Below are 24,665 nucleotides of genomic sequence, written 5' to 3' on the forward strand. Positions count from 1 at the left end.
AGCTGCCATCAAGGGTGTCTTTGCCTTCACCGCCGCGCAAGGTGTCGTTGCCGCTGTCGCCGCGCAGATAGTCATCACCTGCACCGCCCTCAAGGGTGTCATCACCTTCGCCGCCGTAGAGGTTGTCTTTGCCCTCGCCGCCGCGCAGGGTGTCATCCCCCTTGCCGCCGGATATGCTGTCATCACCTGCACCGCCTTCAAGGGTGTCGTTGCCGCCCTCCCCGTAGATGGCGTCATTGCCGCCAAGCCCGCGAATGGTGTTGTCCAGCGCCGAGCCTGTCAGGTGATCGCGACCATGACTGCCGACAACTCCCTCAATGCTGTGATAAATGTCTTCCGCAGCCGCGCCTGTATTCTTGGACAAGTCGGAAAGATTGACTGTTACGGCTGTTGAAGCATCAGCGTAACTTGCCAAGTCATGCCCTTCACCGCCGTACAATTGATCTTTGCCGGCGCCGCCTTGAAGAGTATCGTCGCCAGTGTCGCCCATAAGGAGGTCATCACCTTCACCTCCCAGCAGGACATCATCCCCGAAACCACCTGATAGCCCGTCATCTCCTTCTTCGCCAGCAAGGTGATCGTCGCCATGGCCACCAGAAATGAGATCATTGCCGGAACCTGCAGTGACAGTGTCATCACCAAATCCGGACCAAATTAAATCCTCCCCTTCACCGGCGCTGACAGTGTCATCACCAAGGCCCGTAACTATTTGATCGTTACCTGCACCAGCAATGACGGAATCATCGCTGTCAGAGCCAAAGAACACATCTGCGGCAACTGAGCCTTCGAAAGTGCCGTCAGCTGCGGCCTTTACAAGTTTGCTTGTATCAAGGGTTAGGCTGTATCCAAACTTGATGGTTTCGATGGCATATCGACTATCAAAAGCGCGGTCAATTTTGACCAGTGTATTTGGCGCAATCTCGCCGCCGTCGGACTTTCCATTCAATGTAATGATAAGATCAAGACCGTCCTTTTGGAAGGAAACGTCATTCAAGTCTACATTCTGGGCGAACTGGAGCGTATCGTTGCCGCCGTTTATAGCAACGGTAGTGGTTGTTGTTCTCGTGCCGTAAACCGGCGTTTCGTAGTGATACCCCGCCAAAAATCTAGTTTCTGTAACCGTTGTCCTGGTGCCGTAATCCGAAATGCCAACAAGCTCATGTCCATAACCTACCAGATAAGTATCATCTCCGGTGCCACCAAGAAGAACGTCTGTTCCTGCACCACCATCCAGCCTATCATTACCCGCACGTCCGCTAAGTACATCGTCACCGTGGTTGCCCTGTAGGCGGTTATTGCCAGCGTCGCCTTTTAGGCTATCGTCAAAAGCGGATCCGATTAGGCCTTCTACGCCTGAGTAGGTATCTCCAGCCGCATCGCCAGAGCTTCCGCGACCTGAGGCAAGGTCTGCCACTACAGCAGAAGTAGAAGTAGAGTAATCGGCGCGGTCGTCTCCCTCTCCACCAATGAGGGCATCCGCACCTTCAGCGCCGGCAAGCGTGTCGTTGCCCTTGCCGCCAGACAGAACATCGTTTCCTTTGCCGCCGTTTAACCAGTTGTCCAAGTCGTCACCGGTCAACCTGTCCGCATGAGCAGAGCCAATCAGCCCCTCAACGCCGGTGATGCTATCTCCTTCCGCATCACCTCCGCTGGCTTCGCCTGTCGTTAGATTGACAGTAACACCTGTGCTGCTGTTGGTGTAGAAAGCCAGATCAAATCCTTGCCATCCTTCAATCGTGTCAGCACCTGCACCGCCGATTAAAATGTCATAGCCGCCATTGCCGATCAGGTGATCGTCACCCTCGCCGCCCGTCAGGATGTCCGCTTTGTTGCCACCTGACAGCCGATCATCGCCAGCAGCGCCGGCAAGGTATACAGCTTCTTCGCTCGCAGATGCATCAAAGTTGTCTGCCCCTTGAGTGCCAAAAGCATAAACGGATTTGTCAAAGGTGAGTGAATGCCCTTCACTCCCGCTAGCTGTAAATATCTTGGCGCCGCTATTTGTTTCTATTTGGAAACCTTGGTCACTCTTGCTGAACTGATAACCATATTTGCCGGTAGCAAAGGCCACATCACCCACAGATAGGGTAGACCCATCAGCGCGCTTGGCCTGAGCTGTGCCATGTATCACGCTACCATCGGCAAGCGTTCTTCCGCTCCCCTCTGGATAGTCTAGTCCAATTTCGACAATGCCGTGTTCGTCCAGGGTGGCGAGTTCACCCTCATCAATGCGGCCATTGCTGTTCTTGTCCTGCCAAAGCTTGAAGTCCTGCCATTTGGCATCGTCTTTGTTAAAGACGCCATCCTTATTGCTGTCAAAGACTGTTGCAAGTGCTTGTAGATCTGTATCAGTGGTGTCTTCTTCAGTCAGATTAGCAAAGGCAATCTGGCTGGCACTGTGCATTTCACCATCCCCGTTCTTGTCCCAGAAGAGGAAAGCATCATCTTTGCCAGCCCATGCTGTGCTTTCTACAAAGCCGTCATCATCGCCGTCAAACAGGACGGGAGAGTCTGTTTGTTCAATAATTTCAACGCCATCACCATCAAGATCTATTACAACGGGAACTTTATTGTGTACCCGATAACCATCGGCCACATAGGTATGCAGATCTGCAACGGTAAAGTTATAGACGGTATGCAGCCCCGGAACTTCAGTAATCGACTGAATCGTGTGTAGGCTGCCATCGACCCGGACGATCTTGTCACCAACCTTGAAACTTCCGATCGGAGCGTATTCGCCAGCTTCGGTAAGGAAAGGGTGTTCTGGTGTGGTCTTGATGCCGTCAACGTCTATTACGCTCCGCTTACCATGAATAAAGAGGTCTGTTACCTCCCTTCCGACAAGCTCGCCAAAACCGTCAAACGCCATAACTAAGTCGCCAAGGTAGACATCTTCGATGGGTTTTTCTTTTCCAGACAAGAGGAGGATCCGTGTTCCTGCAGCAAAGCAGTTAAAGTCACCACTACTGCCGGTAGATCCAGTGGTACTGCCGCCCGAAGAGCCGCCCTTGCTACCTCCTGAGGAGCCGCCGCTGCCGCCGCCCGAAGAGCCGCCCTTGCTACCTCCTGAGGAGCCGCCGCTGCCGCCGCCAGAAGAGCCGCCCTTGCTACCTCCTGAGGAGCCGCCGCTGCCGCCGCCAGAAGAGCCGCCATCGCCCCCTCTTGGAGGAGAACCAGTATCACCACCGCCAGAGTCATCACTGCCTCCGCTGCTGCTACCGCCGGTATTGCGCGGATGTGGCTCATCCGCCAAATCATCTTTCTTATGACCACCGTCTACTTTCTCTGAAGTTTTTGTTTTAATGGGATTTTCTTGCGTTTTTTGATTTTCTATTGCTTGTCCTAAAGTTTCTACAGCCGGTTTACCATCCCACGTATATGACATTTTAGTGTCATCTTTTGGATTACCATTGTAGTTAACGCTTGGCTCATTTAGGTCTCCACCAACATACGGAGAATTCTTTGCGCGATGCTCTAGTATTTCCTGATAATTGTCGATTGTCGCTTTTATATTGTTCGCTTCTTCATGAAGCTTGTTTACATCGTCTGCCACTTGTCCCGCAGTGCGACCTAGCTCAGCCGCATACAAGCCGGTTTTAGCGTTTCTAATCCCTTCTTTCGCAACATGATCCAAAAGACTGATGCCGGCAAGCGTAACATTGGTTATATTAGGAGAAACTGCTACGTGATTAGTATAGTCAGTTATAGCTTTTTGCTGCAATTCCGCGATTTCACGATCTGATTTGGTGAATATTTCAGTCATAAAGAAAATCCTCTTAAATTCTACAACTTGAGATTGTATTTATTGGCGCACTAAATACCTGTTTCTTAATTGAGTTACTTAAAAACTAGGGTGCAGGTGATAGCGGTGGGAAAGCAGGCTCCCATTCACTCTCATCGTAGATTTCTTCTAATGATAGAGACGAAGCTGCAAGCACATAATCTTCGGGATTTGGTAGACGTTCACCGAATGGCCAGTGAAATGGAGCGCTGTCGCCGCCAGACACTGGCTTTAGCAATCCACCATCTGTGACGACAGCGCCAGCCGCGGTGATTACATCTGCGATGCAAATGTTTTGCCCATCTGCTGTGAAAAAACGGGTGTCCAATCGCAAAGTACCGCGTTCACTCACTTCAATTGAACCGTCAATTTCACAGCGTTTTCCGGCAACGACTTCTACCAACTGGTCATGTTCACTACCAACTTCCTTGCCGGTAGATGCTCGGACCAAGCCGCCATCATCTCGTTGAATAACGCTATCGCTACGTAAGATATCGAGTATAGGCACATGCTGGCCCGCATACTCACCCTCAGCGCAATAAGTCGCATGTCCTGGCGTAATCATCAGGCATGAAAATTAAAAATATGCCGGACATAGTTGGCCATCCTTCGGGTAACCCAGCCCGGTACCAGAGCACCATTCTTGTCATAGGATGTGACCACATCACCAGCGCGGATATCCTCAATCGGCTTGCTGCCACCTTCCCACATAGAAATCTGTGTGCCACCAAGAAAACACTCTTGCCGTAACCCTGATGCCAGACGTGCGGCTTCTTCTGCCGAAACAACGTAGGAGACATACTTCTTTACAACATTTCCTGGCTTAATGACCGTGATGTCAACTCTTACATAACCTTTACTTGGGTCATCAGTTTTTGAATATCTAGTTACTCTTGTAGTTCCATCAGGCGAGATGGCCACTCTGTCATTCGATGACAAATTGCTGCCGCCGGCGCCATTAAGTGTTATCTTCGCTGATGCTCCTAATCCCTCAAAAAACGGCACGCCAACCCCAATACCCAAGACAGGGACAAAATCACCGTTCTTATCGTAAACTAAGCCAACTTCTACCCCTCTGAAATTAACAGACCCCGATACTTCAAGACCATTTTTATGTGGAGAGAATTCAATGGACCCGCGTTTTCCTTTAGCTGACATCTCACTTAGGTAAGAAAGACCAGGCTTAGTCCAATTACCACTATTAAAATTAAGCTCAGAAGAAAAACTATAAGCAAATACGTTTGCTCCAACTATTACTTTATCTTTTACAATAGCATGCTGATAAACTTTTGTTCCATCCTCATAGGTTACAAGTAAAGGGCCGGTTTTGATATCGCTCATGTTTAATTGTCCTCGACTATAGTATTGAAGAAATGATCAAAATTGTCTACAATATTCACAATTGTGGCAATATTGGGCAGATGATGCACTGAAATGAAGTAATAGCCCCCCTCTTTTTCGAAATAAGTAAAAGAGTCATAAACGACAGAAAGACTTTCGAAAATCCGCCTGTCTATCCCAAAATGATTTCTATCCATGTCTGATAGAGGTTTTCCGATCTTTTCACCGAGATCATGCAGTACTTTGGCTATTTCTTTGCTTTGAGGAATTCTTTCCAAACAAGTTCGCATTTTTTTTGATAGTGATTTTGTTCCTACCACTAAGTAAATGTTTTGTTCGTCGTGTTCAGTATAGTATTCATCATGCAATGATCGGATAAGTGTATATCCATGCGCACGCAGCTGATCGGTTAAGCTGACATAAAGGTCAACCTTATTGTCATAGCAAAGTAAAACTTTGGCTTTGCGACCAATTTGTTTCTCCTGTGAATAAGAAGCCGTTACTTGTAGTAAGGTAAGTATAATAAAGCAGATGTATATATTATTTAATTTAAATTTGGATATTTGATGCCTTATTAGGAAAAATATTTCCTTAAACGTATTGCATGCGCTCATAAATAGACTTCCATTCTGTGTTCAATTTGAACAGTATTGGCCCATCAATTTCTGCTCAGGTTATTCCGTTAGTTTGTATGCCTCGTTTGGCCACAATACACCTAGGACGTAGACGCAACTATCCTGCGAGCGCCACGAACGTGGCGGTAGGCTGGAACGCTCTCCTGTTCCAGTTGCCCTTTTCTGATCATGTGAGCGGTTTCAATTCCATCGTCTGTGGCACCTAGGCCTCGGAATACCGTACCGCCAGAAAGCGCTCGTTGGTTGGCTCCAATGGTCGTATATTCTTTTGTGATATTATCCCGAAAAGTTACGTTGGCATGGCCAGAAGCGGAGAACCCGTCACCGATCAAACCGGAACTTCCATCAAATACGTTGAACTGTATTTCGTAGTCGGACACTATTTCACCTCCAGCCGGAATATTGAAAAATCATTACATTTGTCGGTACCTAAAAGAGATACCCGTTTTCCATCAATTTGGTATTCAAACAAACTCTCGTAACCTTTGCCTCGAACCTCAAAAACCCGTCTTAGAGCTGTTTCGCGTATCTTGCTCTGCGATTGATCGAGCACGTTTGAAATTTGAAAGTTACCTTTAATTACTGCTACAGAAACAGATGCTGCTCGTAGATTACCCCAAAAATTTCTCTTTATTTTCAGAGACACATCAACCGGAGAGTTCCATTTCCAAAATGTCGGCCACCACATTTCTTTAGTGGTTACATTACTTTCCGCTTGAAGGAGCGTTTCCTGAGCTTGTCTGAAACCCTCTTCCCATTCATTAAAGCCCAAGATGGCTATGTCATCACAAGAGACGTGGTGCTTAAATCCTTCGACATTAACATGGCGGATAATGTGCAAGGCCCTTACAGCCCCAACGTCTGCCGGAGGCGTGTTGGCGAGCTGCCTATCGCGCCCTAGTAGAATAGTTGCCGGACTATCTATTTGCACACGAAATAAGTCCACAAAAAATATCCTTAGATTACTAAGCGGATCACCCAGGGCGGTCGTTTTAGTTGGGAAAGTGAAAGATAGAAATACCGAAAAAAGCACCACTTTTAAAAAGAGGAGCATTTTTTTTTGCAGGATCATTTGTAAGGCACTCCAAGAAAAAATTAGACAGCAATGTAAAGCCAACTCAGCTGGAACGACTAGGCGGGTCAATTGTACCAATGTGCAGGGCGTTAGTACTATTTTGCATCTAATCGCAACAATTCTATCATCCTCGATGAATTAAACCTTGTGAGAAGCTTGCGCCCGGTGAGTTGCATTTAATTTGCCTTAATAATAAAAGAGCTGTGGCTTTTTAAGCCCCTTGTAAGGGGTTTTTGTGCCTGCTGATGTGGGGCACGCGGTGCCTGATTTCCTCTTCTTTGACGCTACAAATGTGCCTATCAGGGCGCATTTTCTGTTTTTTATCTTGACCACATTGGTTTCTCAAAGATTCTCGGTGTTTATCGATCTTTCTCGAAGTTTCTTAGTCTTTCTCGAAGTTTCTCAAACATTATTAAAACTTCTCATAGTTGGCACTGTCAGGTTGTTTACTGCTCTGAGATAGCGTAATTACTTGCCATGTTTAATCTTGATGCATTCCCGGCTCTTAAAGGTTACCGTTTTCCTCGCAGCATTATAGGTTACGCCGTTTGGGCCTATCACCGGTTTGCCATGAGCCTGCGAGATGTTGAAGATCTTCTGGCCGCACGGGGAATAGTACTTTCCTACGAGACGATCCGGGATTGGGTGAACAAGTTCGGGCATTACTTTTCCGGTAGAATCCGACGCGACAGGCCAACTCCCAATGATAAGTGGCACCTGGATGAATGTGTCGTCAAGATCAATGGCAAAACGTATTGGCTGTGGCGTGCTGTTGACGAGAATGGCGATACCCTTGATACCCTGTTGCAGTCACGGCGCAACACGAAAGCCGCCAAGCGTTTCTTTTGTAAGCTTTTTAAGCGTTGGGGCATGCCGCGTGTTCTGGTCACAGACAAACTTGGGTCCTATGGCGCTGCGAAACGTGAGATCGCGCCGGATCTCGAGCACCGCCAACACAAAGGATTGAACAATCGGGCCGAAGCCTCTCATCGCCATACACGACGACGAGAAGAGGTTATGGGTCGTTTCAAGTCTCCATGCCAAGCGCAGAGGTTTTTATCCGCACACGATCAGGTAGCTGCAATTTTTCGTCCAAAACGTCACCGCCTTTCAGCCGCTTCTTTCCGCCATGCACGCGCTGATGCTTTTTGCTTATGGAACGACTACACAGCCGAATTGCATGCTTAAAAAGGGCGATAACGCGGTTTTGCATTTACTTCGAAATAACCTGACGAAGCCGGTTCATCAAGAGTACGCTCTGTCGTGATGCCCAAGAACATCATGGTCGATGTGCTGTAACTGCGCTGCTGCTGTTACTCCTTCGGCCTTCATGCACACTTGAATGATCTCAAAGAGATTTGCCGCAGTCGGATTGCCAGATGCACTCAAGGAACGCATGAGCGTCTTATCAATTTTGCCCGTGCGCTTTGCCAGCTCCTTGAAGCCAAGGGTTGAGTTGATGAACTGGCGCAGCAAAAGCCGCCCCTCATCCAGCTTACCGGATAAGATCATATTCAATGCTCCTTCGAGCATTTCAGTGTTCATATGCGGATTTTCGTCCAACATGTCTTTTAAGGCATGCTCGTAAGGTATCGTCGGCATTATCCTTTCCTTTCTGCTGTTTCGGTCATGTAATCAAGCCATAGCTGTTTCGCTTTGGCAATATCGTCGCTCTGACGGTGTTTTGTGCCGCCATGTAGCAGGATCACCAGCTTGTCACCCTCGCGGCCAAGATAAACTCGGATACCAGCTCCAAAGGTGAGTCTGATCTCATAGACACCATCACCTACAGATTTCAGGTTGCCTGTATTACCTTCTTCCAAACGAGAAAGCGCAATGTTGACGCGGTCTCGAACTTGACGGTCTACCTTCGAAAGCCATTTCATGAATGGGCGCTTTCCATCAGGCGTAGTGTAAACTAAAATCTCAATCATTATTGTTACGGTATCATATATGCTACCTCGCTACAAGTAGGAGCATACTCCTGCAACGGCTTCGTCAGGTTATTTCGAAGTAAATGCAAAACCGCGTTATCGCCCTTTTCATGCACGCATTTCGGCTGTGTAGTCGTTCCATAAGCAAAAAGCATCAGCGCGTGCATGGCGGAAAGAAGCGGCTGAAAGGCGGTGACGTTTTGGACGAAAAATTGCAGCTACCTGATCGTGTGCGGATAAAAACCTCTGCGCTTGGCGTGGCGATTTGAAACGGCCCATAATCTTCTCTCGTCGTCGTGTATGACGATGAGAGGCTTCGGCCCGATTGTTCAATCCTTTATATTGGCGGTGCTCGAGATCCGGCGCGATCTCACGCTTTGCCGCTCCATAGGAGCCAAGCTTATCTGTGACCAGAACACGCGGCATGCCCCAACGCTTAAAAAACTTATAAAAGAAACGCTTGGCGGCTTTCGTGTTGCGCCGTGACTGCAACAGGGTATCAAGGGTATCGCCATTCTCGTCAACAGCACGCCAAAGCCAATAGGTTTTGCCATTGATCTTGACGACACATTCATCCAGGTGCCACTTATCATTGGGAGTTGGCCGGCCCCGCCTGATTTTACCAGCAAAATAACGCCCAAACTTGTTTACCCAATCCCGGATCGTCTCGTAGGAAAGTACTATTCCCTGTGCGGCCAGCAGATCTTCAACATCTCGCAGGATCATGGCAAACCGGTGATAGGCCCAAACGGCGTAACCTATAATGCTGCGAGGAAAACGGCAACCTTTAAGAGCGGGAAATGCATCAAGATTAAACATGGCAAGTAATTACGCTATCTCAGAGCAGTAAACAACCTGACAGTGCCCTACAAAGCCAGCTTGCTTCTCTCGATAATTCAAAAAAGGCAATTGCAGTAATCTCGACGGAAGAGATGCTTGCATAATGCCAATCAATTGAGTAATGAATATTCATTATCGTTAGGAGCTGATGAATGCCGCGCTTATCAAAGGAAACAACCTACGAAAAAATACGCGACGCTGTTGTAAGTGAGGCGACAGAAAACGGCATCAGTGCAACTTCAATCTCTAGGATTGTAAAGCGAGCCAATATATCAGCCGGAACGATATATGTACATTTCGCAAATAAAGAAGAGATGCTCCAAGAAATATACATGGAGATTAAAACCAATTTCCATGATCAGATGATGCGCGCAGCGTCTCAAACTGATGATGGTAAAATGATCTGCCAGATGTGGCATGATCTATTTATGCTGGTTTCAGAACGTCCCGACGATTTCTTATTTGTTGAATACGTTGGCGCGGCAAAGTTGCTGACAGACCCTCAGCAGGCGCGTATTGCGGAGATGGAACAGGAAATTCTCTCCCTTCTCGAGCGAGCTAAGACAAGTGGGACACTTGTTGATCTGCCTGTCGCAGTGATTTCTGTCTTGCTCATTGGGCCCGCAATGCAACTTGCACGTTCTTCAGTGCTTAAAAGTAAAAATGTTCCAAAAGAGACTGTAGCTTTGACTTTCTCCAGAGCCTGGCTTTCGGTTTCAAACCAAGATGTTCCCATCATTTAGTTGGAAGAGAAAAGTGAAAAAACAAATCACAGGTATAGTTGCAGCAATGGCCACTGCGTTCCTTGCTTTTGAGAGCAACGCCCAACCTGGAGCGTTACCAGATGAGAATAAAGTCCGCCAAAGCTACATTGAACATGCGGCAACGGCTCAGTTGTTCCGGTGGTATCAGTTCTATGAGAACTCTGAGGTACCAATCGAGAACCAGCTGGATATCTTGAGTTCAGGTGTGCGTGTTGTCTCTGGTCTAGGCGATACAGAAGGACATGAAGCGTACAAGCAGCGTGTCGCCGCTATTCCGGCCCATTGGAAAAATAGCCACAATGTGACTGAGCTAAACACGCAAATTACCAATGATGGCTCTTTGCGGATTGATGCAAGAATTATCTATCAAAATGTTGGTATGGCTGAAGATGGCACGACAATGGCACGCGCAATTCGCTATCAAGCGCAGCTTCGTCGTGCCGAGGACACTCTATTACCCAAGTTTACCGAAATCCTCATTAAGGCGGAAGATGCTGTAAGTGCTGATGCGTTTGTTGATCGATACGCGATGAACAGGCTACGTAGTCTTGTTCATTATTGGCTTGCGCTAATTGAGAATCCAAATCGAAATGTGTCGTCGTTTGAGGAAGTTTTGACCCCGGAATTCTCGTTGGATTTTGGAAGAGAACCACTAACCTCTCTGGATGATGTGGCTAGCTGGCTGACAGGCCGCGTTTCTGCCGTTTCTGCAAGTCGGCATGAGGTCAGTGATTTCTCTTTTAAGAGTTTGGGACAAGATCGTTTTCAAGTCTCCATGAACCTTGACTGGGTCGGTATCCTGCCAAACGACACGTGGATGACAGCGAAAACTCATCATGAATGGGTGGTGCAGGATAATCCAAAAGAGCGCTTTCCACGAATTGAGTCCGTAAAGATGGCAGTTCTGGAGCCTTTTGCACCAGTCTCGGCTGAACACTAAACTAGTTTTAGCCGGCGCAGAGACAGCGCCGGCTCAGTGGTGTTTTCTGCTGCGAACGTCGGCACAACACCTATGGTGTTATTAAGCGTGTTTTGTTACTTGCTGTAGAACCCGGCAGGCATTTTTCGCGACAACACATAGATTGTTACATGTCGGGTCGTTTCAGCATTATTACGCGCTCGGCTCAGGTGGACTTCGGGGCAAACATCAAGAGCTGCTGCTCCGAAATAGCAGGAAATGCCGGTGTGCTGTATTAGCCCTAATGTGTTTGTGGACTCATGTGCGCCGGAATAAATGAAATGAGTTTATCGAAGCTCGGTAATGTAACGACACGGGGCATTTATTACTAAGCTCATCGAATGCGCGCGTCTGGTTCATTTTTCATAAGTCAATGAAAAGATATTAGAAATTATAGGATCCAAAATAGTTAAAGAAGCTTGCGTTTTATCTAATGCGCATTAACCTTAAAATTACGTATTAGGGATTATCGTTTGACTTTTGTGCGTCCAAACAAAAATATTACCTAGAAAGATAAAATTTTAATTAAATTTTAGATAGGCGTACGATGACTGATACAACGATGGAAAAAAGTGGTGCCGCTGTCGGGTCTAATACTGAGAAGATGTCCCTCATTGTGCAGGCTCTGGAAAGGGGGAAAGATCTCAGCCTCGAGAAGGTGATCGGTCAAAAAGTCGATTTCTCCCAAATCATGGATACACCGCTGCAGCTCTTTCGCGTCGGAGATGATTTGCAGATTGCCTTTACCGAAGGCGGCACGACGCTAATCAAGGGCTTCTTCGCGGGAGATGCGTCCGCGCCGGCGGTTGTTCTTGATGGTGGCCAGACGCTCTCGCTCGCGCAATTTACCTTCGCTGCCAACATCTCCACGTCGCAGGACATTCAAACTGCTGTTGGCGAAGGTGAACGGCTGATTGAGCAACTGCAAGATCAAGATCCAAGGGGCCCCGGGCAACAGTTCAGTGACCCGAAGATCGGCGACCTTGGGCCCGGCCTCAACGTGCATGCCTTGCTAAAGCCAGAGGATTATGGCCGCGGCGCTCCAAAAGAGTATCCGCTTGGCTTGGAAAACACCAAGCCACAAGTCAACGCGGCGCCTGATGCTGTTCGTGTAGATGAGGCCGACATGGATCGTGACGACTTAGATGGCGCGGAAACACCGATCACCATTCGAGGCGGCCTTGGGATTGATTTCGGGCGGGACGGCGCGCAGGTACGCGCATTATCGTTTCAATTACTGAACGACGTACCAGTTGATGGCAATGGCACCCCCCTCACCTTAACAGCGGATAGTGTGCCTCTCGCCTATCAGGTATCGCAACTCGCCAATGGCTCGGCGTTGCTGAAAGCTACTGGGCTGAATGGTGAGCTAGTATTTGAGTTGCTGCTTGATACCAGTGCCACAAATGGCGCCTATACATTTACCCTGCACGGCAATCTGGACCATATCGAAACAAACGCCGATGAGCTTCCCTTCTCTCTCCGCTACACGGCGGCAGACAAGGATGGCGACACAATAACATCCAGTCTGGATATTACTGTCGTTGATGATCTGGTGAAAATTGGCGACCACGTTGGCGGAAAAGTTTGGGAAGACAGCTTGCCATTTGGCAATCAAGATGACGGTGACACGCCTGCAGGAAATCCTCAACACACGGTCAAAAATAACCTCAAAATTGATTGGGGCGTTGACAACGCTGATCAGGTAGACGCCGACAATTATCAGGATAAGCCCGATGGGCTGGGAGATAGGGCACTTGTGTTTGCGACAGATCCCCTCGGTAGTGAGCAAAGCAGTGAGGTTTCGCTTAGTGATGGCGCGGTAATTGGCAACGCTGTCACAGACCATTCGGGCAATCTGGTTACAAGTGGCGGGCTGCAAGTTTATTTTGAGGTAATCGAAAATGGCACCGCGCTTCGTGGTTATGTTTTAGAGGGTGAGACAGACACCGCCCGCATAGCGGATAGTACAGCCACTGGAACAACGGTGTTCGAGATTATCTTGCGTGACGACGGCGTTGGCTCCTACGAGTTTACCCTTCACAAGCCGTTGGATCACCCTGGCAATAACGATGCTGATGACTTGAAATTGTCTTTCAATTTCGAAGCGCATGATGGTGATGGAGATATTGCCTACGATGATTTCTCCATAGTGGTTGTTGACGATATCCCGTCACAAGTTTTAATCAAAAAAGAGGAAATATCTGAGCGAGATTTAACCAGTAGTGCGCCGATTTCGATAGAAGGCGCTATTGATGTAGATTTTGGCGCAGATGGCAAACATGGTGAGACTGGCCTGTCGTTTGCACAGCAGCAAAACAGCCTGGTCAATCTGACCTCGGGCGGTCATGCTATTACCTACACTGTTAGCGGTGACGGCAGCGTGCTGACAGCTATTGCTGATGGTAGCACTGTCTTTGAAGTTAGCCTTACAGATACGGGCTACACGTTCATGCTTCACAAGGCACTCGATCATACCAAGCCGGATAATGATAGTACGCTGGACCTAAGTTTCGATGTCATCGCAACCGATGGAGACGGCGATCAGGTTCCATTCAGCTTCACGGTATGTGTGCAGGACGATGTTCCGGTTGTTTCGGGCGATCCGATTTTGGTCACGATTGATGAAGATGATCTGAACACCGCAGGCAATGAAGGTACGAGCCCAGACAGCGACACACATGCGGATGGGTATGTATTTGCGACCGGCTCCTTAGCCACTCTCGTCAACTTCGGGCTAGATGGTCCGCACCCGGTATCGGCAGCTGGTCTGACAGATGGTGCCATCAGTTATCTGGATGGGCTTGGCCTCAAGAGCAAAGGCGCGGCGATTACCTTTGATACGGTTGATGGTGTATTGGTCGGTTCGACCGACAGTGGGCCTGTCATGGGCCTCTCCATCAATATGGAAACTGGCGCTTTCGAGTTCCGCCAATATGCGTCTCTTGATCACAAACTGGCTGGTGGTGAAAATCTAGAGCTGCAGCCAAACAATATATCGGCTATAGACTTCGGCCGCGTGCTGAAGATTGTCGATGCAGATGGCGACACAGCAACGCTTGCAGGTAAGTTCTCGATCAGCATTACGGACGATAAGCCAGAACCGCAAATCAAGTCGTTTGAGGGCGCGGCGCGGGTTGATGAAACCTCAGGCCAACAAAACGGTGAAGTGGAAGACTTGGCTGCGTTGTTTGAACCAGTTGAAAGTCCGGGTAGTGATCCGCATTTAAATGGTGAAGTCGCCTATGCCCAGACAGAGCTGGATATTGTCTTCGCGAACAACGTAGGGGCGGACGGGCTCCTTGCAGAAGCGCTCTCAATTCACCGAAGTGGCAACTGGTCAGGTTTGAAGACTACCGAGGGACATGAAATTCAGCTCTCGGTTGGTAAAAAAGGCTTAATCGAGGGTAAAGTCTACAATCCAGATGGTGAACAGCATGGTGAGACAGCTTTTGCTATTCACTTGGGGCTAGAGGGCAATAAGCCCGCGCTTTCGGTTGCCCAATATCTCTCACTTAAACACCTTGACAGCACAGCAGACAATGAACTGTTGGATCTAAGCGGTAAAGTAAAGCTGCACTACACTGTTATTGACGGTGATAAGGATGGGGTGATAGCTGAATATGATATCGGGGCCCATATCAAGTTCCATGATGATGCGCCGCTGATCAGCGGCGCAAAAGATCTGATATTTAATGAGAAAGACTTTACGTGGAACGGCACTCAATTCGAGCCGCTAGAAGAGGATGGATCTTTCGAACTGGACTATGGTGCCGATGGGAAAAACTCGGACGGCTCGCTAAAGTTCTCCAATACAACCCTTGTTGATCTCAAAGCCTTGGCGCTGAAGTCCTTCGACGCACCCTTAGACTACGTGCTTTCCCAAGATGGGCAAACTGTTACTGCCTATGCAGGTAGCCTGACGGTGTTCGAGGCGTCGCTCTCTCCGGATAATCCGAGTAACTATACCTTCACGCTGCATCGCCAGCTTGATCATGACGCAACCGGCACTGGAGGAGAGCAAAAGCAGCTGCAGTTTACCGTTGAAGCGAAAGATGGCGATGGCGACACGGCGACCGGCAGCTTCAAAGTGACTGTCAATGATGATGCACCAAAGGCTGGTTTACTGAACATCGTTCTTGATGATGACGACATCGGAGCAGATGGCAATATAGGTGGTGTTGGGGATGATGACGCATCAGGCATCACGGGCAAAATTCCACACGATTTTGGTGCGGATTTTGCGGGAACGATCCGATTACAGGATCCAAGCGGATTGCCGGATGGCTTCTCATTTACAACGTCTACCCAGAACAACGGTTTGAAAACGAAAATTGTTTTCTCGCAAATGCAAGGGGCCGAGAAAGTCGATGTGGCCAGCGTCTCTCTTGATCTTGAGGGCAACTATGTGATCACGCAGTTGGCGCCGATACAGCATCCGGAAGGAGGCAATGAGAATAATATTGATTTCACGCTGACCTATATCGTTGAGGATGGCGATAAAGATGCAGCTATTGGAACAATATCGGTTCATTTGGATGATGATACGCCGGACGCGGTTGTCTCAACTCCTGTCGGTGTAACAGAAGAGGTGGGAGCTGAGATTGCCAATGGCAAAGCCCAGGGAGACTTCGGTGCCGATGGTGAAGCCGCTGAAGACGCCTATCTGCTTTCAGGTGAAGGGGCTCCGGACGGCTTTAGTTACAAACTCGTCGGTGGTGAACTGCAAATAAAGCAAGGCGACACGCATGTGTTAACCGCCAGCATGGATGCGCAGGGGAACTACACTATAAAACAAATTGCACCCCTTTCGCAGCCAAGTGGGCAGGCTTATCAGAGCATACCGATAACCTACGTCACCATGGATAGCGATGGCGACACGGTGCAAAACACCCTCACCTTCCAGATCTCAGATGGAGGACCTAATGGTGGTAATCCTGTTTGCATCCAAGTGGATGAGGATGACTTGCCCGAGGGCAGCGACCCAGTCAAGGAAGATGTCAATCTCAAAGGTGAGTTTGGCATCGACTGGGGGCAAGATGGAGCAGGATCGCTCAGCTTTGCGGACACAGTTGCGCCAAGTGGGCTCACATCTGGTGGCAATGCTGTCGAGTATCACTTCAACTCAGACCGGACGCAGTTAACAGCAAAAGCAGATGGCGCTGACGTCTTCTTTGTGCTGCTAAAGACAGATGGCAGCGGGGAGTATGAGTTTGAACTAAAAGGATCCCTAGATCATCCAGGTGGACAGGGAACGAACAAGCTTGATCTCGACTTTGATCTCCTGATTAAAGACAAGGACGGTAGCGCTGCGACCACGAGTCTCAAAGTACAGGTCATTGACGATGTGCCGACTGTGAGCTTGGACCTACAAGGTTTTGAGCTCACACTGGACGAAACCGCAGGAATACAAGGAAATGAGATAGATGCTGCTGACAGCGTGCAGCAGATCAAAACCCTTGTCGCGGGAGCGCAAACCGATGCAGATATGCAGCCGCAATATGCGCATGCGAAGCTTCCAGATGGCGCGTTTACATCCCTTGCAGGGGCCGATGGCGAGAAGTCTCTTTCATTCTCTCTAAGCTATGGTGATAGTCCAAGTTCGCAGCTCACAACGACTGAGGGAGCGAAGATTTCTCTTATGAAAGAAGGAGACCTTCTCGTCGGCCGTGTCGATGACGGTTCAACTAACGGGCGTGCCGCCTTTGCGCTTCATGTGGATGCGGCAACAGGCGAGGTTTCTGCAGTGCAAATCTTAAGCCTGCTGCATCCTGAAAAACCGGAGGCGCACAATGAACCGGTAACACTGGGGGACTATGGGCTTAAGCTTGCTGTTACAATCGAAGATGGAGATGGCGATATCGAGACCAGCGAAGTGTCGATTGGAGACTTCATCCGGTTCTTGGATGATGGGCCAAATGCGAATGATGATGGCACACATACCGTTGAGCAAGGCCAATCGGTAACTATCGCTGTACTTGCGAATGACAGCGGCGGCGCAGATGGACTAGATCAATATGAAATTGAAGAGGTCTTGGGCGGTTCCGCTGAATTTGTAAATGGCAAGCTGGAGTTTACAGCAGATGCTGACGCGACAGACGGGAGAGTGACCTACAAGATCGTCGATGGCGACGGTGATGTCGATACCGCTACGGTACAGTTTGAAATCGAAAACAGTACCCCGAACAAGGCACCAACCATTAGCCTTGCCGGACAAGGCGAAGTCTTTAACGTTCGCGATGAGTTCAATTTCAACGAGTTTGCGACAACACCGGGCAATTATGAACAAAGCCGGCGGGATGATGGCTCAGCGAACTTTGGTTCGGGCGGCACCAACTCCACAGAGTCTTGGCAATTTAATGGTGCTCAAAAAGACATTATCGATGATGGACTTATGAAAGTCAGTGGTTCGCAGAACGGGACATTTGTGTACCGAAAAATACCTGCGGAAGCTGATAGTGGTGGCCAGATCTCGTTCGATTACAAACTAAGTGTGAACGCAGACCCCGCAGACTTTGAAGTCTACCTGACCGGAAAAACCAACGGCAACCATGCGAATGTGCGTCAGTTGATTAATTTGAATAAGCCTAGGGCAGACGGCCAAACCGACCACGCGGAAGCCATCCTGCGGGATCTAGGTACTTCGGAGTACTACATCGAGATTCATGCGAAAAAGGGCGCACAAGGTTTCTTGGAGATTGATAATCTTGATGTGAGTTGGTCAAACTCGGTTGAGGGCAACATCATGGTCTACACACCAGGTGGTGTGGCGGTCACTGCGGATGCGTCGCTTGGCGACGATAGCGGCAAACTTAACAAGGCAATCGTAATTGTCGAGCACGCCGCGTTGGCAGGAGGCGACAAGCTCGAGTATCGGGGGAGTAACCCGGACATTGCAGCAAGTGTGGTGCGTAATGGGTCCAGCATGACGCTAACTTTAACCGGAGTTGCGAGTGTTGAGGCCTATGAACAAGCGCTGGAGGATGTGTATTTTGTGCATCATGACCCAAAGCCAAGCACTGCGAGCATCAATACCTCTATCGAGATTTTTGATGAAGAAGGGCTTGGCAGCGGTGCTGCAATTGGCTCGATTTCATTTGATAGCACGTCTCTTTACGACACTGCTGGTAATAACAATTCCGGCTCGAATCTTAATGGCCATGTGGGCAACGACACGCACGCAGGTGGCAATGGCGCATCCATTTTGTTGGGCAAGCAGGGCCACGATCAGCTTATGGGAAGACAAGGTAATGATGAAATTCAAGGGCAGGCAGGCAACGATGACTTGCGTGGGGGGCAAGGCAACGATGTTCTTTATGGAGGCGACGGCAATGACACGCTTAATGGAGGCACAGGAGCGGATGTGCTTATCGGTGGGCGTGGGTTTGACAGCCTAACTGGCGGTATTGGTGCTGATACCTTCATTTTCCGCGGATTAGAAGCTGGAGGTAAAGTTGGTAGCAGCGATGTCGTAACAGACTTCAATATTGCCGATGATATTTTGGATGTTTCGGCACTGTTGGATGCTGCATTTGGTTCAAATGCCGATGTCACGGGTTTTGTTCATTTAGACAAATCCGGTGAGGATGTTGTCTTGAAAGTTGATCGGAACGGCGACGGCGACAATTGGGAGCAAGTCGCGGTGCTCAACGACCTTGGGACCAGCCTTTCTGGAGGTGACACCATTAAAATTGTTGTCGATGAAGATGGAACCTACGTGGATATGAGCGTCCCAAGCTAAACCAGTAAGTCAAGGCGCTGGGTTTTTTACTCAGTGCCTTTATTAATCTTGAATCTATTTACGTAAAATCGTATAGGTATCAAAATTCTACTTTTGAAAATTAGTATGTACATGCAATATAGAGTTAATACTATGCACATGGAAATTGATGGATCCGATACATCTGAGATTTATTTTGATCTGACGGATACTTTACTTTATTTCGCACGTTGCAAGCGAGTAAGTGGAATTCAACGTGTTGTTATTACGGTTTTGCAGGAATTGCTAGCGTCGCCCTCTTTTCGGGAGAGAGTTGTGCCAGTTGCCTTTGATTGGCGTCGCCGCTCATTTGTAGAGATTCCAAAGGCTAAACTCTTTGAAATTGGTCCTGATGGTGCGATAGTTTCGCTGCGTACACAGGCACTAAGCCATTTTGGCAAATTCTTGTTTCCACGCATGCCTCAGCGCGCGAAGTACGAAGGTAAACCTGTCAGGTATCGCTTGCATGTGTTTCGCCGTCTTGTGCCTTTTTATATGAGATCGGGTTGGGCTAGTTTTACCTCTGAGAAACTGCGGACTATCTCGTTACCAAAGGGTGCCAGTTTACTGTTGATGGGTTCAGGATGGGATACGCAGCACTTCCTTCCCCATATGACAGCTCTAAAATCGATCGGTTTGCGACTGGTGTTTTTTATCCATGATATCATGCCACTGGTTTTGCCCTTAGAGCAGACAACTGTAAATGTTCCAATGTATAGGTCATGGTTTGACAAAGTTCTTACGTTGGCAGATCGTATATTAGTGTGTTCAATTCATACTAATAAGGACGTCCAAAATTACATAAAGGCGCAGGACGCACGAGAAGTAGAAATTGTGCATGTTCCGCTGGCTCACGAATTTCTTCAGGGTTCTCAACAGCAATATCCCGCAGTCAAATCCGATGAAACGCTCACCAAGCCACTAAATTCGAAACGCTATCTCCTCTTTGTTGGCCCAGCAAGCGGACGTAAAAACGCCCAGGCAGTGATTACTGCATGGGCGAAACTAGAAAAACACCCTGACTTTGCCGGACTTCACCTATGCATTGCCGGAGCTACAACGGCTCAGGAAGGAAGTGAGATTCTTAAAAGCATGGGTTTATCGAGCGAAGGCCAGAGGATTGTTTTTCAGCACGCCCCAACAGATCAAGCCCTTAGCGCGCTTTATCGCCATTGCTTGTTTACTGTGTTTCCCAGTTCCTATGAGGGTTGGGGCTTGCCGGTTGGCGAAAGCTTGTGGTTTGGCAAATACTGTATCGCAGCAAGCGGAACAACATTAGAAGAAGTTGGCGCGACTTACTGCGACTATGTCGAGCCGGGTGATGTTAATGCCCTGGCAAGCGCCATGGAAAAGGCTGTGACAGACCGTGACTACTTGCAAAGAAAGGAGCAGGAGATTGCCTCAGCAAAGCTCAGATCATGGGCACAAGTGGCAAAAGAAATAGGTGAAGCAAGCCTTTCTAAGGCTACCCCAGAAGGCAATACGACGACACCTAAGAGGAAAGCTGCGGTTTTGCTCTGAGTGTCATGAAGGTTTTTGCAGAATCACTTGTGGCTCGCTGATTGTTTCCAAAGAAATGATTGCCGGACCAAGAGCGCATGATTCTGATTGTTAAACTATTGAAAGAGAACAATTTTTTAAGTTTTTTTGATGCTGTTTTTTGCTCTGTTAACCGCCGTTAACCAAAAAAAAGTTGGCGTTTGCTTGCGGGTGCATTACCATCTAGACGCAATTTCGGGCATTTGTTGGCGACTTTCCGTTTAAAGGTGATACGCAGTGCAATATAGCAAAAACTCCATGGTTCTTGATGAATCGCCGTCGGAGCGGATTTCACGATATTCGCAGCTGCTCTCCGGTCAACTGCAACGTTTGCGGCAGGAGCTGTATCCGCCAGAGGCGCACAAAAACCTACGTGCGTTCTCATCCGTTGATGTGGCGCGCTTGATCGGCGTATCTGAAAGCACCATTCGCCAGCTTGATTTGGATGGCGAAGGGCCCACGCCGACCCGTTTGCCCAACGGCCGTCGCAGCTACACGCTAGAGCAGATCAACGATATCCGACGCGTGCTGGCTGAACGCCGCCGCCCTGAAGAGGTCATCAATGTTTTCCCGCAGCGCCGCGAAGGCGAAAAACTGCAGGTTATCGCCTGTGCCAATTTTAAGGGTGGTTCGGCGAAAACAACCACGAGCACACACCTTGCCCATTATCTTGCCTTACGTGGCTATCGCGTTTTAGCCATTGATCTAGATCCGCAGGCCTCTCTTTCCGCTATGTTCGGCATTCAGCCAGAGTTTGATGTGGAGCCGAACTGCACATTGTTTGGCGCGCTGCGTTACGATGAAGAGCGACGAAATCTCTCGGAGGTCATCCGGCCTACCTATATTGATGGACTTGATTTGGTACCAGCTAATCTGGAGCTGGCAGAGTTCGAGCACATAGTGCCAACCGCCATTGCAACAGGGGCATCAACCGGAGAGAACATCTTTTTCCGGCGTATCAAGAATGTACTAGCCGAAGTGGAAGACGCCTATGATATCGTTGTGCTCGATTGCCCACCACAACTGGGTTTTCTAACCCTCGGCGCTTTGTTCGCCTCAACAGGGCTATTAATCACGCTACACCCTCAGATGCTTGACCTTGCGTCTTGCAATCAGTTCTTGGGGATGAGTTCTGACCTGATGGCAGTGATCGAGAACAATGGCGGCGAAATGAACCTCGACTGGATGCGGTTCCTCATTACCCGGCATAACCCCAATGATAGCCCGCAAACCCGTGTGGTTGGATTGCTTCGGGCGCTGTTTGGCGAAGATGTGATGACGGCCCCTGCGCTGGAATCTACTGCGGTGGCCAATGCTGGCTTGGAGAAGAAGTCTCTTTATGAGCTAGAGCCGGGTGCGATTGGTAGGGAAACGCTCAAGCGCGCGCTAGAAAGCATGGATTCTGTGAATGGCGAAATTGAGCAACTGCTTTGGTCATCATGGGGGCGTGGCGAATGAATAAGGCAAAGGATCGCAAGAACGCATTAGATAGTCTGTTCGGCGGTGGCACGATGGCCGATTTGGCGGCTGCAGGCGCATCCAGTCGCCCTCGTCTCTCATCTGGTGCTATCGGGGCGGCCGAGATTAACCTCATTAAAGACGAACGTGACCGTCTTAAAGCGGAGCTCGCAGAGCTTTCAAATCGTGCACCCAGCACGGGCGATATTATCGATTTGGATACAGCGCTGGTATTTCCATCTTTTGTCGCGGATCGGATGGAAGTGGAGTTTGATCCGGCGTTCGAGGCACTGAAGGAATCTATCGCGGAAAGTGGCCAGCAGGTACCTATTTTGGTACGCCCACATCCTGAAAAGGAAGAGTGCTACCAGATTGCCTACGGGCACCGCCGCTGGCGGGCCTGTAGAGAATTGGGCGTATCTGTTAAAGGGACGGTTCGTGCGCTTGATAACGAGCAATTGTTGGTCGCTCAAGGCCAGGAAAACCATGAACGCAAGGATCTATCGTTTATCGAGACCTGCCTCTTTGTTTACCGGTTGGCACAGGATTACCCGCAGAGTCTTATTGTTCGCGCAATTGGTAAGGACAAATCGCTGATCTCTAAATACCGGAAACTTGCCGCGAGCATTCCCGAAGAGCTGCTTCGCCAAATCGGACCTGCGCCCAAAATTGGCCGTCCGCGCTGGGAAGAGTTTGCAAGCTTCTTCGAAGAAGGCGCGGTCAAGCCGGAGTATGCTGAGAACTTTACCCAGAGCCTGCAAACGCAGAGTTTTTTAGCGCTTGGATCGGACGATCGCTTCAGCCTCCTGCTCGACACTTTGCAAAAGGTGGAAACAGCGCCTGAACGAAAAGGAAATACTCCAGTTCCTTCTACCGCGCGCAAGTCGGCATTATGGCTTGGCCAGAAGCAGGTGAAGGTGTTGCAAGGTGCAAAGCAAACGCAATTTGTTGTCGATCACAGTGTGAACCCGCAGCTTGCAGACTATCTGCAGGCGCAAATTCCAGAGCTTCTGGAGCGGTTTGCCGCTGAAAATGGGGAGGATAGCCAATGAGCTAGTCCCAAAGAAAAAAGGCCCTGTTGACGGCAATCAACAAGGCCTAAATTCACAGTCCAAACAGGCCGGAACCTGTCTAGGAACGTCTTTAGCAATTCAATCCTACGACAAAACGGCAGTGCGAATCAAGTCACCTTTCGGTTTCTTGGCGTGATTTGTCATGCTTTTTCGCGTTTTGGACACCTCTTCCCACTCTTTTGGGGACGTGCTGTGCGCAAGTGCATCACGTGCAGGTGGCGCATGCGTACAGACGCTGTTGCATCCTTTCGTAAGTTAACTCCAGCAATGTTGGAAAGCCAACGCCTGGCTCAGGCGAATGACATCGTCGAAACCACGAAGGCAGAAGCTGCAATTACCATTAAAAAGGCGGCTCCTGCGCTCGGTATTGACGGAACAACCTACCACGTTTTAGACATCTTGCTTGGGTTGTCTCGTGCCGATGATTGGGGGAAGAGACACAGGCCGATAGTGGCTATTTCCAATGACAAGCTTGCAGAATATGTGTGTCGCTCTACACGAACTGTGATGCGCAGTGTGCGAAAGCTGGTGGAAGCCGGCATACTTGCTTACAAAGATAGTCCAACAGGTCGTCGTTTTATCTATCGGGATGAGGGCAATGGCGCGATAAATCGTGCCTATGGCTTCGATTTTTCACCCGCGCGGCAAAACCTGGAAAAGCTGAGGGCGCAGGGAAAAGCCTATCAAGAAAAGCTGAATGCGCAGCAGGAAGCGAAGCGCACAGTGAGCAGATTATCGCGAGCAATTATTGACAGCATTCAAGCGGCAGCTGTGGCTGATCTTGACTTATCCGCCTATGAGGATGAGCTTTATGTTCTGCGAGAAAGTGGTCTTTCTTTATCGGAAAAAGCAGCAAGCATCGAAGAGCTATATCAACGCCTTCTCACTGAGTTTAACAATGAAGATACAAATACGACATGCAAGAGTGACACCGATGTCACCCCATATAATTATACAAACCATAAAAACCCTGAAAATAGTAAACAACAGAACTCAGCTAACGCTGAGTACTTAAATATAAATAGCTCAGCCGCAAACGCGGCTTCGAAAATGGCTTTAGACAAAAAGCCAAACAGCAAATTTGGTGCCATTTCGCCAGAACTTCAGCAAGCGGATAAGCCAAAATCACAAATGGCTATGCCCGCAGCATCTTCAGGAACTGCAGAGACCGCTTTAAGCTCGATTTCGATTTCACTTATAGAAACGGCATTGCGCGAGACCAAGCAAACCTTTGCACTGCAATTGCAAAACTGGCGGGATTTGACTGATGGGGCTGAAAGTTTGCGGCTGGCTATCGGGTTGTCACCGGCGGCTTGGGGCGCCGCGCAGCATTGTCTTGGGGCAAAAGCGGCCAGCGCAATTCTGGCGGTGACGGTTGAGAAAACGCTGCGTGATCCGATGGCGATTTCAAATCCCGCGGGATATTTCCAAGCGTGTATCGAGCGGGCCAAAGAAGGCAACTTGCTGTTACACAAATCGCTCTTTGGCCTCGCGGCAGGCTAGGTAGT

The 24,665-nt window shown here is 49.0% G+C and carries 16 protein-coding genes; 8 read left to right on the plus strand and 8 right to left on the minus strand.

Going from position 1 to position 24,665, the window contains the following annotated elements:
* The 5 genes from AYK82_RS17400 to AYK82_RS17425 all read right to left on the minus strand — a co-directional run.
* The coding region (locus tag AYK82_RS17400; protein ID WP_279626452.1) for a polymorphic toxin-type HINT domain-containing protein at window positions 1–3,763 on the minus strand (3,763 nt) is incomplete at its 3' end.
* Window positions 3,764–3,848: 85 nt separating this feature from the next.
* The gene (locus AYK82_RS17405) at window positions 3,849–4,346 is read right to left on the minus strand and encodes a hypothetical protein (RefSeq protein WP_068319022.1); all 498 of its coding nucleotides are present in this window, start codon (window positions 4,344–4,346) and stop codon (window positions 3,849–3,851) included.
* Window positions 4,346–5,122, minus strand: coding sequence for a Hint domain-containing protein (locus tag AYK82_RS17410; protein ID WP_068319024.1), 777 nt, complete (start codon window positions 5,120–5,122; stop codon window positions 4,346–4,348). The genes AYK82_RS17405 and AYK82_RS17410 overlap by 1 nt, the downstream gene beginning before the upstream one ends.
* 2 nt (window positions 5,123–5,124) lie before the next feature.
* Window positions 5,125–5,736 (minus strand): hypothetical protein, encoded by a 612-nt coding sequence (locus tag AYK82_RS17415; RefSeq protein ID WP_068319026.1) that lies wholly within the window; start codon window positions 5,734–5,736, stop codon window positions 5,125–5,127.
* A 400-nt stretch (window positions 5,737–6,136) separates the two neighbouring features.
* Window positions 6,137–6,829, minus strand: a complete 693-nt coding sequence (locus tag AYK82_RS17425) for a hypothetical protein (protein ID WP_068319030.1) — start codon at window positions 6,827–6,829, stop codon at window positions 6,137–6,139.
* A 480-nt stretch (window positions 6,830–7,309) separates the two neighbouring features.
* Here AYK82_RS17425 and AYK82_RS17865 point away from each other — a divergent pair, with 480 nt between their 5' ends.
* Window positions 7,310–8,020 carry an IS6 family transposase gene (locus AYK82_RS17865; protein WP_082734029.1) on the plus strand — a complete coding sequence of 237 codons (711 nt, stop codon included), beginning with the start codon at window positions 7,310–7,312 and terminating at the stop codon, window positions 8,018–8,020.
* Between the two features lie 57 nt (window positions 8,021–8,077).
* On the opposite strand, the gene AYK82_RS17445 is transcribed toward AYK82_RS17865, so the two are convergent.
* The 3 genes from AYK82_RS17445 to AYK82_RS17455 all read right to left on the minus strand — a co-directional run bounded on the left by AYK82_RS17445 (window position 8,078) and on the right by AYK82_RS17455 (window position 9,585).
* Window positions 8,078–8,434, minus strand: coding sequence for a helix-turn-helix domain-containing protein (locus AYK82_RS17445; RefSeq protein ID WP_068319038.1), 357 nt, complete (start codon window positions 8,432–8,434; stop codon window positions 8,078–8,080).
* Entirely contained in the window at window positions 8,434–8,766 is a 333-nt protein-coding gene (locus AYK82_RS17450) for a type II toxin-antitoxin system RelE/ParE family toxin (protein WP_156453421.1), read from the minus strand. The genes AYK82_RS17445 and AYK82_RS17450 overlap by 1 nt, the downstream gene beginning before the upstream one ends.
* Window positions 8,767–8,874: 108 nt before the next feature.
* Window positions 8,875–9,585 (minus strand): IS6 family transposase, encoded by a 711-nt coding sequence (locus tag AYK82_RS17455; RefSeq protein WP_068319040.1) that lies wholly within the window; start codon window positions 9,583–9,585, stop codon window positions 8,875–8,877.
* 173 nt (window positions 9,586–9,758) lie between these two features.
* On the opposite strand from AYK82_RS17455, the gene AYK82_RS17460 reads away from it, so the two are divergent.
* The 7 genes from AYK82_RS17460 to repC all read left to right on the plus strand — a co-directional run bounded on the left by AYK82_RS17460 (window position 9,759) and on the right by repC (window position 24,660).
* Entirely contained in the window at window positions 9,759–10,349 is a 591-nt protein-coding gene (locus tag AYK82_RS17460) for a TetR/AcrR family transcriptional regulator (protein ID WP_068319044.1), read from the plus strand.
* 13 nt (window positions 10,350–10,362) lie between these two features.
* Window positions 10,363–11,310: a hypothetical protein gene (locus tag AYK82_RS17465; protein ID WP_068319046.1), complete on the plus strand. Its 948-nt coding sequence runs from the start codon at window positions 10,363–10,365 to the stop codon at window positions 11,308–11,310.
* Window positions 11,311–11,875: 565 nt separating this feature from the next.
* Window positions 11,876–19,069 (plus strand): T1SS-143 repeat domain-containing protein, encoded by a 7,194-nt coding sequence (locus tag AYK82_RS17470; RefSeq protein WP_068319048.1) that lies wholly within the window; start codon window positions 11,876–11,878, stop codon window positions 19,067–19,069.
* 132 nt (window positions 19,070–19,201) lie between these two features.
* Window positions 19,202–20,608, plus strand: coding sequence for a glycosyltransferase (locus AYK82_RS17475; protein ID WP_068319049.1), 1,407 nt, complete (start codon window positions 19,202–19,204; stop codon window positions 20,606–20,608).
* A 276-nt stretch (window positions 20,609–20,884) separates the two neighbouring features.
* Window positions 20,885–22,084 (plus strand): plasmid partitioning protein RepA, encoded by a 1,200-nt coding sequence (gene repA, locus AYK82_RS17480; RefSeq protein ID WP_172795278.1) that lies wholly within the window; start codon window positions 20,885–20,887, stop codon window positions 22,082–22,084.
* On the plus strand, window positions 22,081–23,136 hold the full coding sequence (repB, locus tag AYK82_RS17485) for a plasmid partitioning protein RepB (RefSeq protein ID WP_068319053.1): 1,056 nt from the start codon (window positions 22,081–22,083) through the stop codon (window positions 23,134–23,136). Before repA ends, repB begins: the two co-directional genes overlap by 4 nt.
* Window positions 23,137–23,379: 243 nt before the next feature.
* The gene (repC, locus tag AYK82_RS17490) at window positions 23,380–24,660 is read left to right on the plus strand and encodes a plasmid replication protein RepC (protein WP_068319055.1); all 1,281 of its coding nucleotides are present in this window, start codon (window positions 23,380–23,382) and stop codon (window positions 24,658–24,660) included.
* Window positions 24,661–24,665: the final 5 nt, after the last annotated feature.

The organism is Polycladidibacter hongkongensis (genome assembly GCF_001561995.1).
In the GTDB taxonomy this organism is placed as follows: domain Bacteria; phylum Pseudomonadota; class Alphaproteobacteria; order Rhizobiales; family Stappiaceae; genus Pseudovibrio; species Pseudovibrio hongkongensis.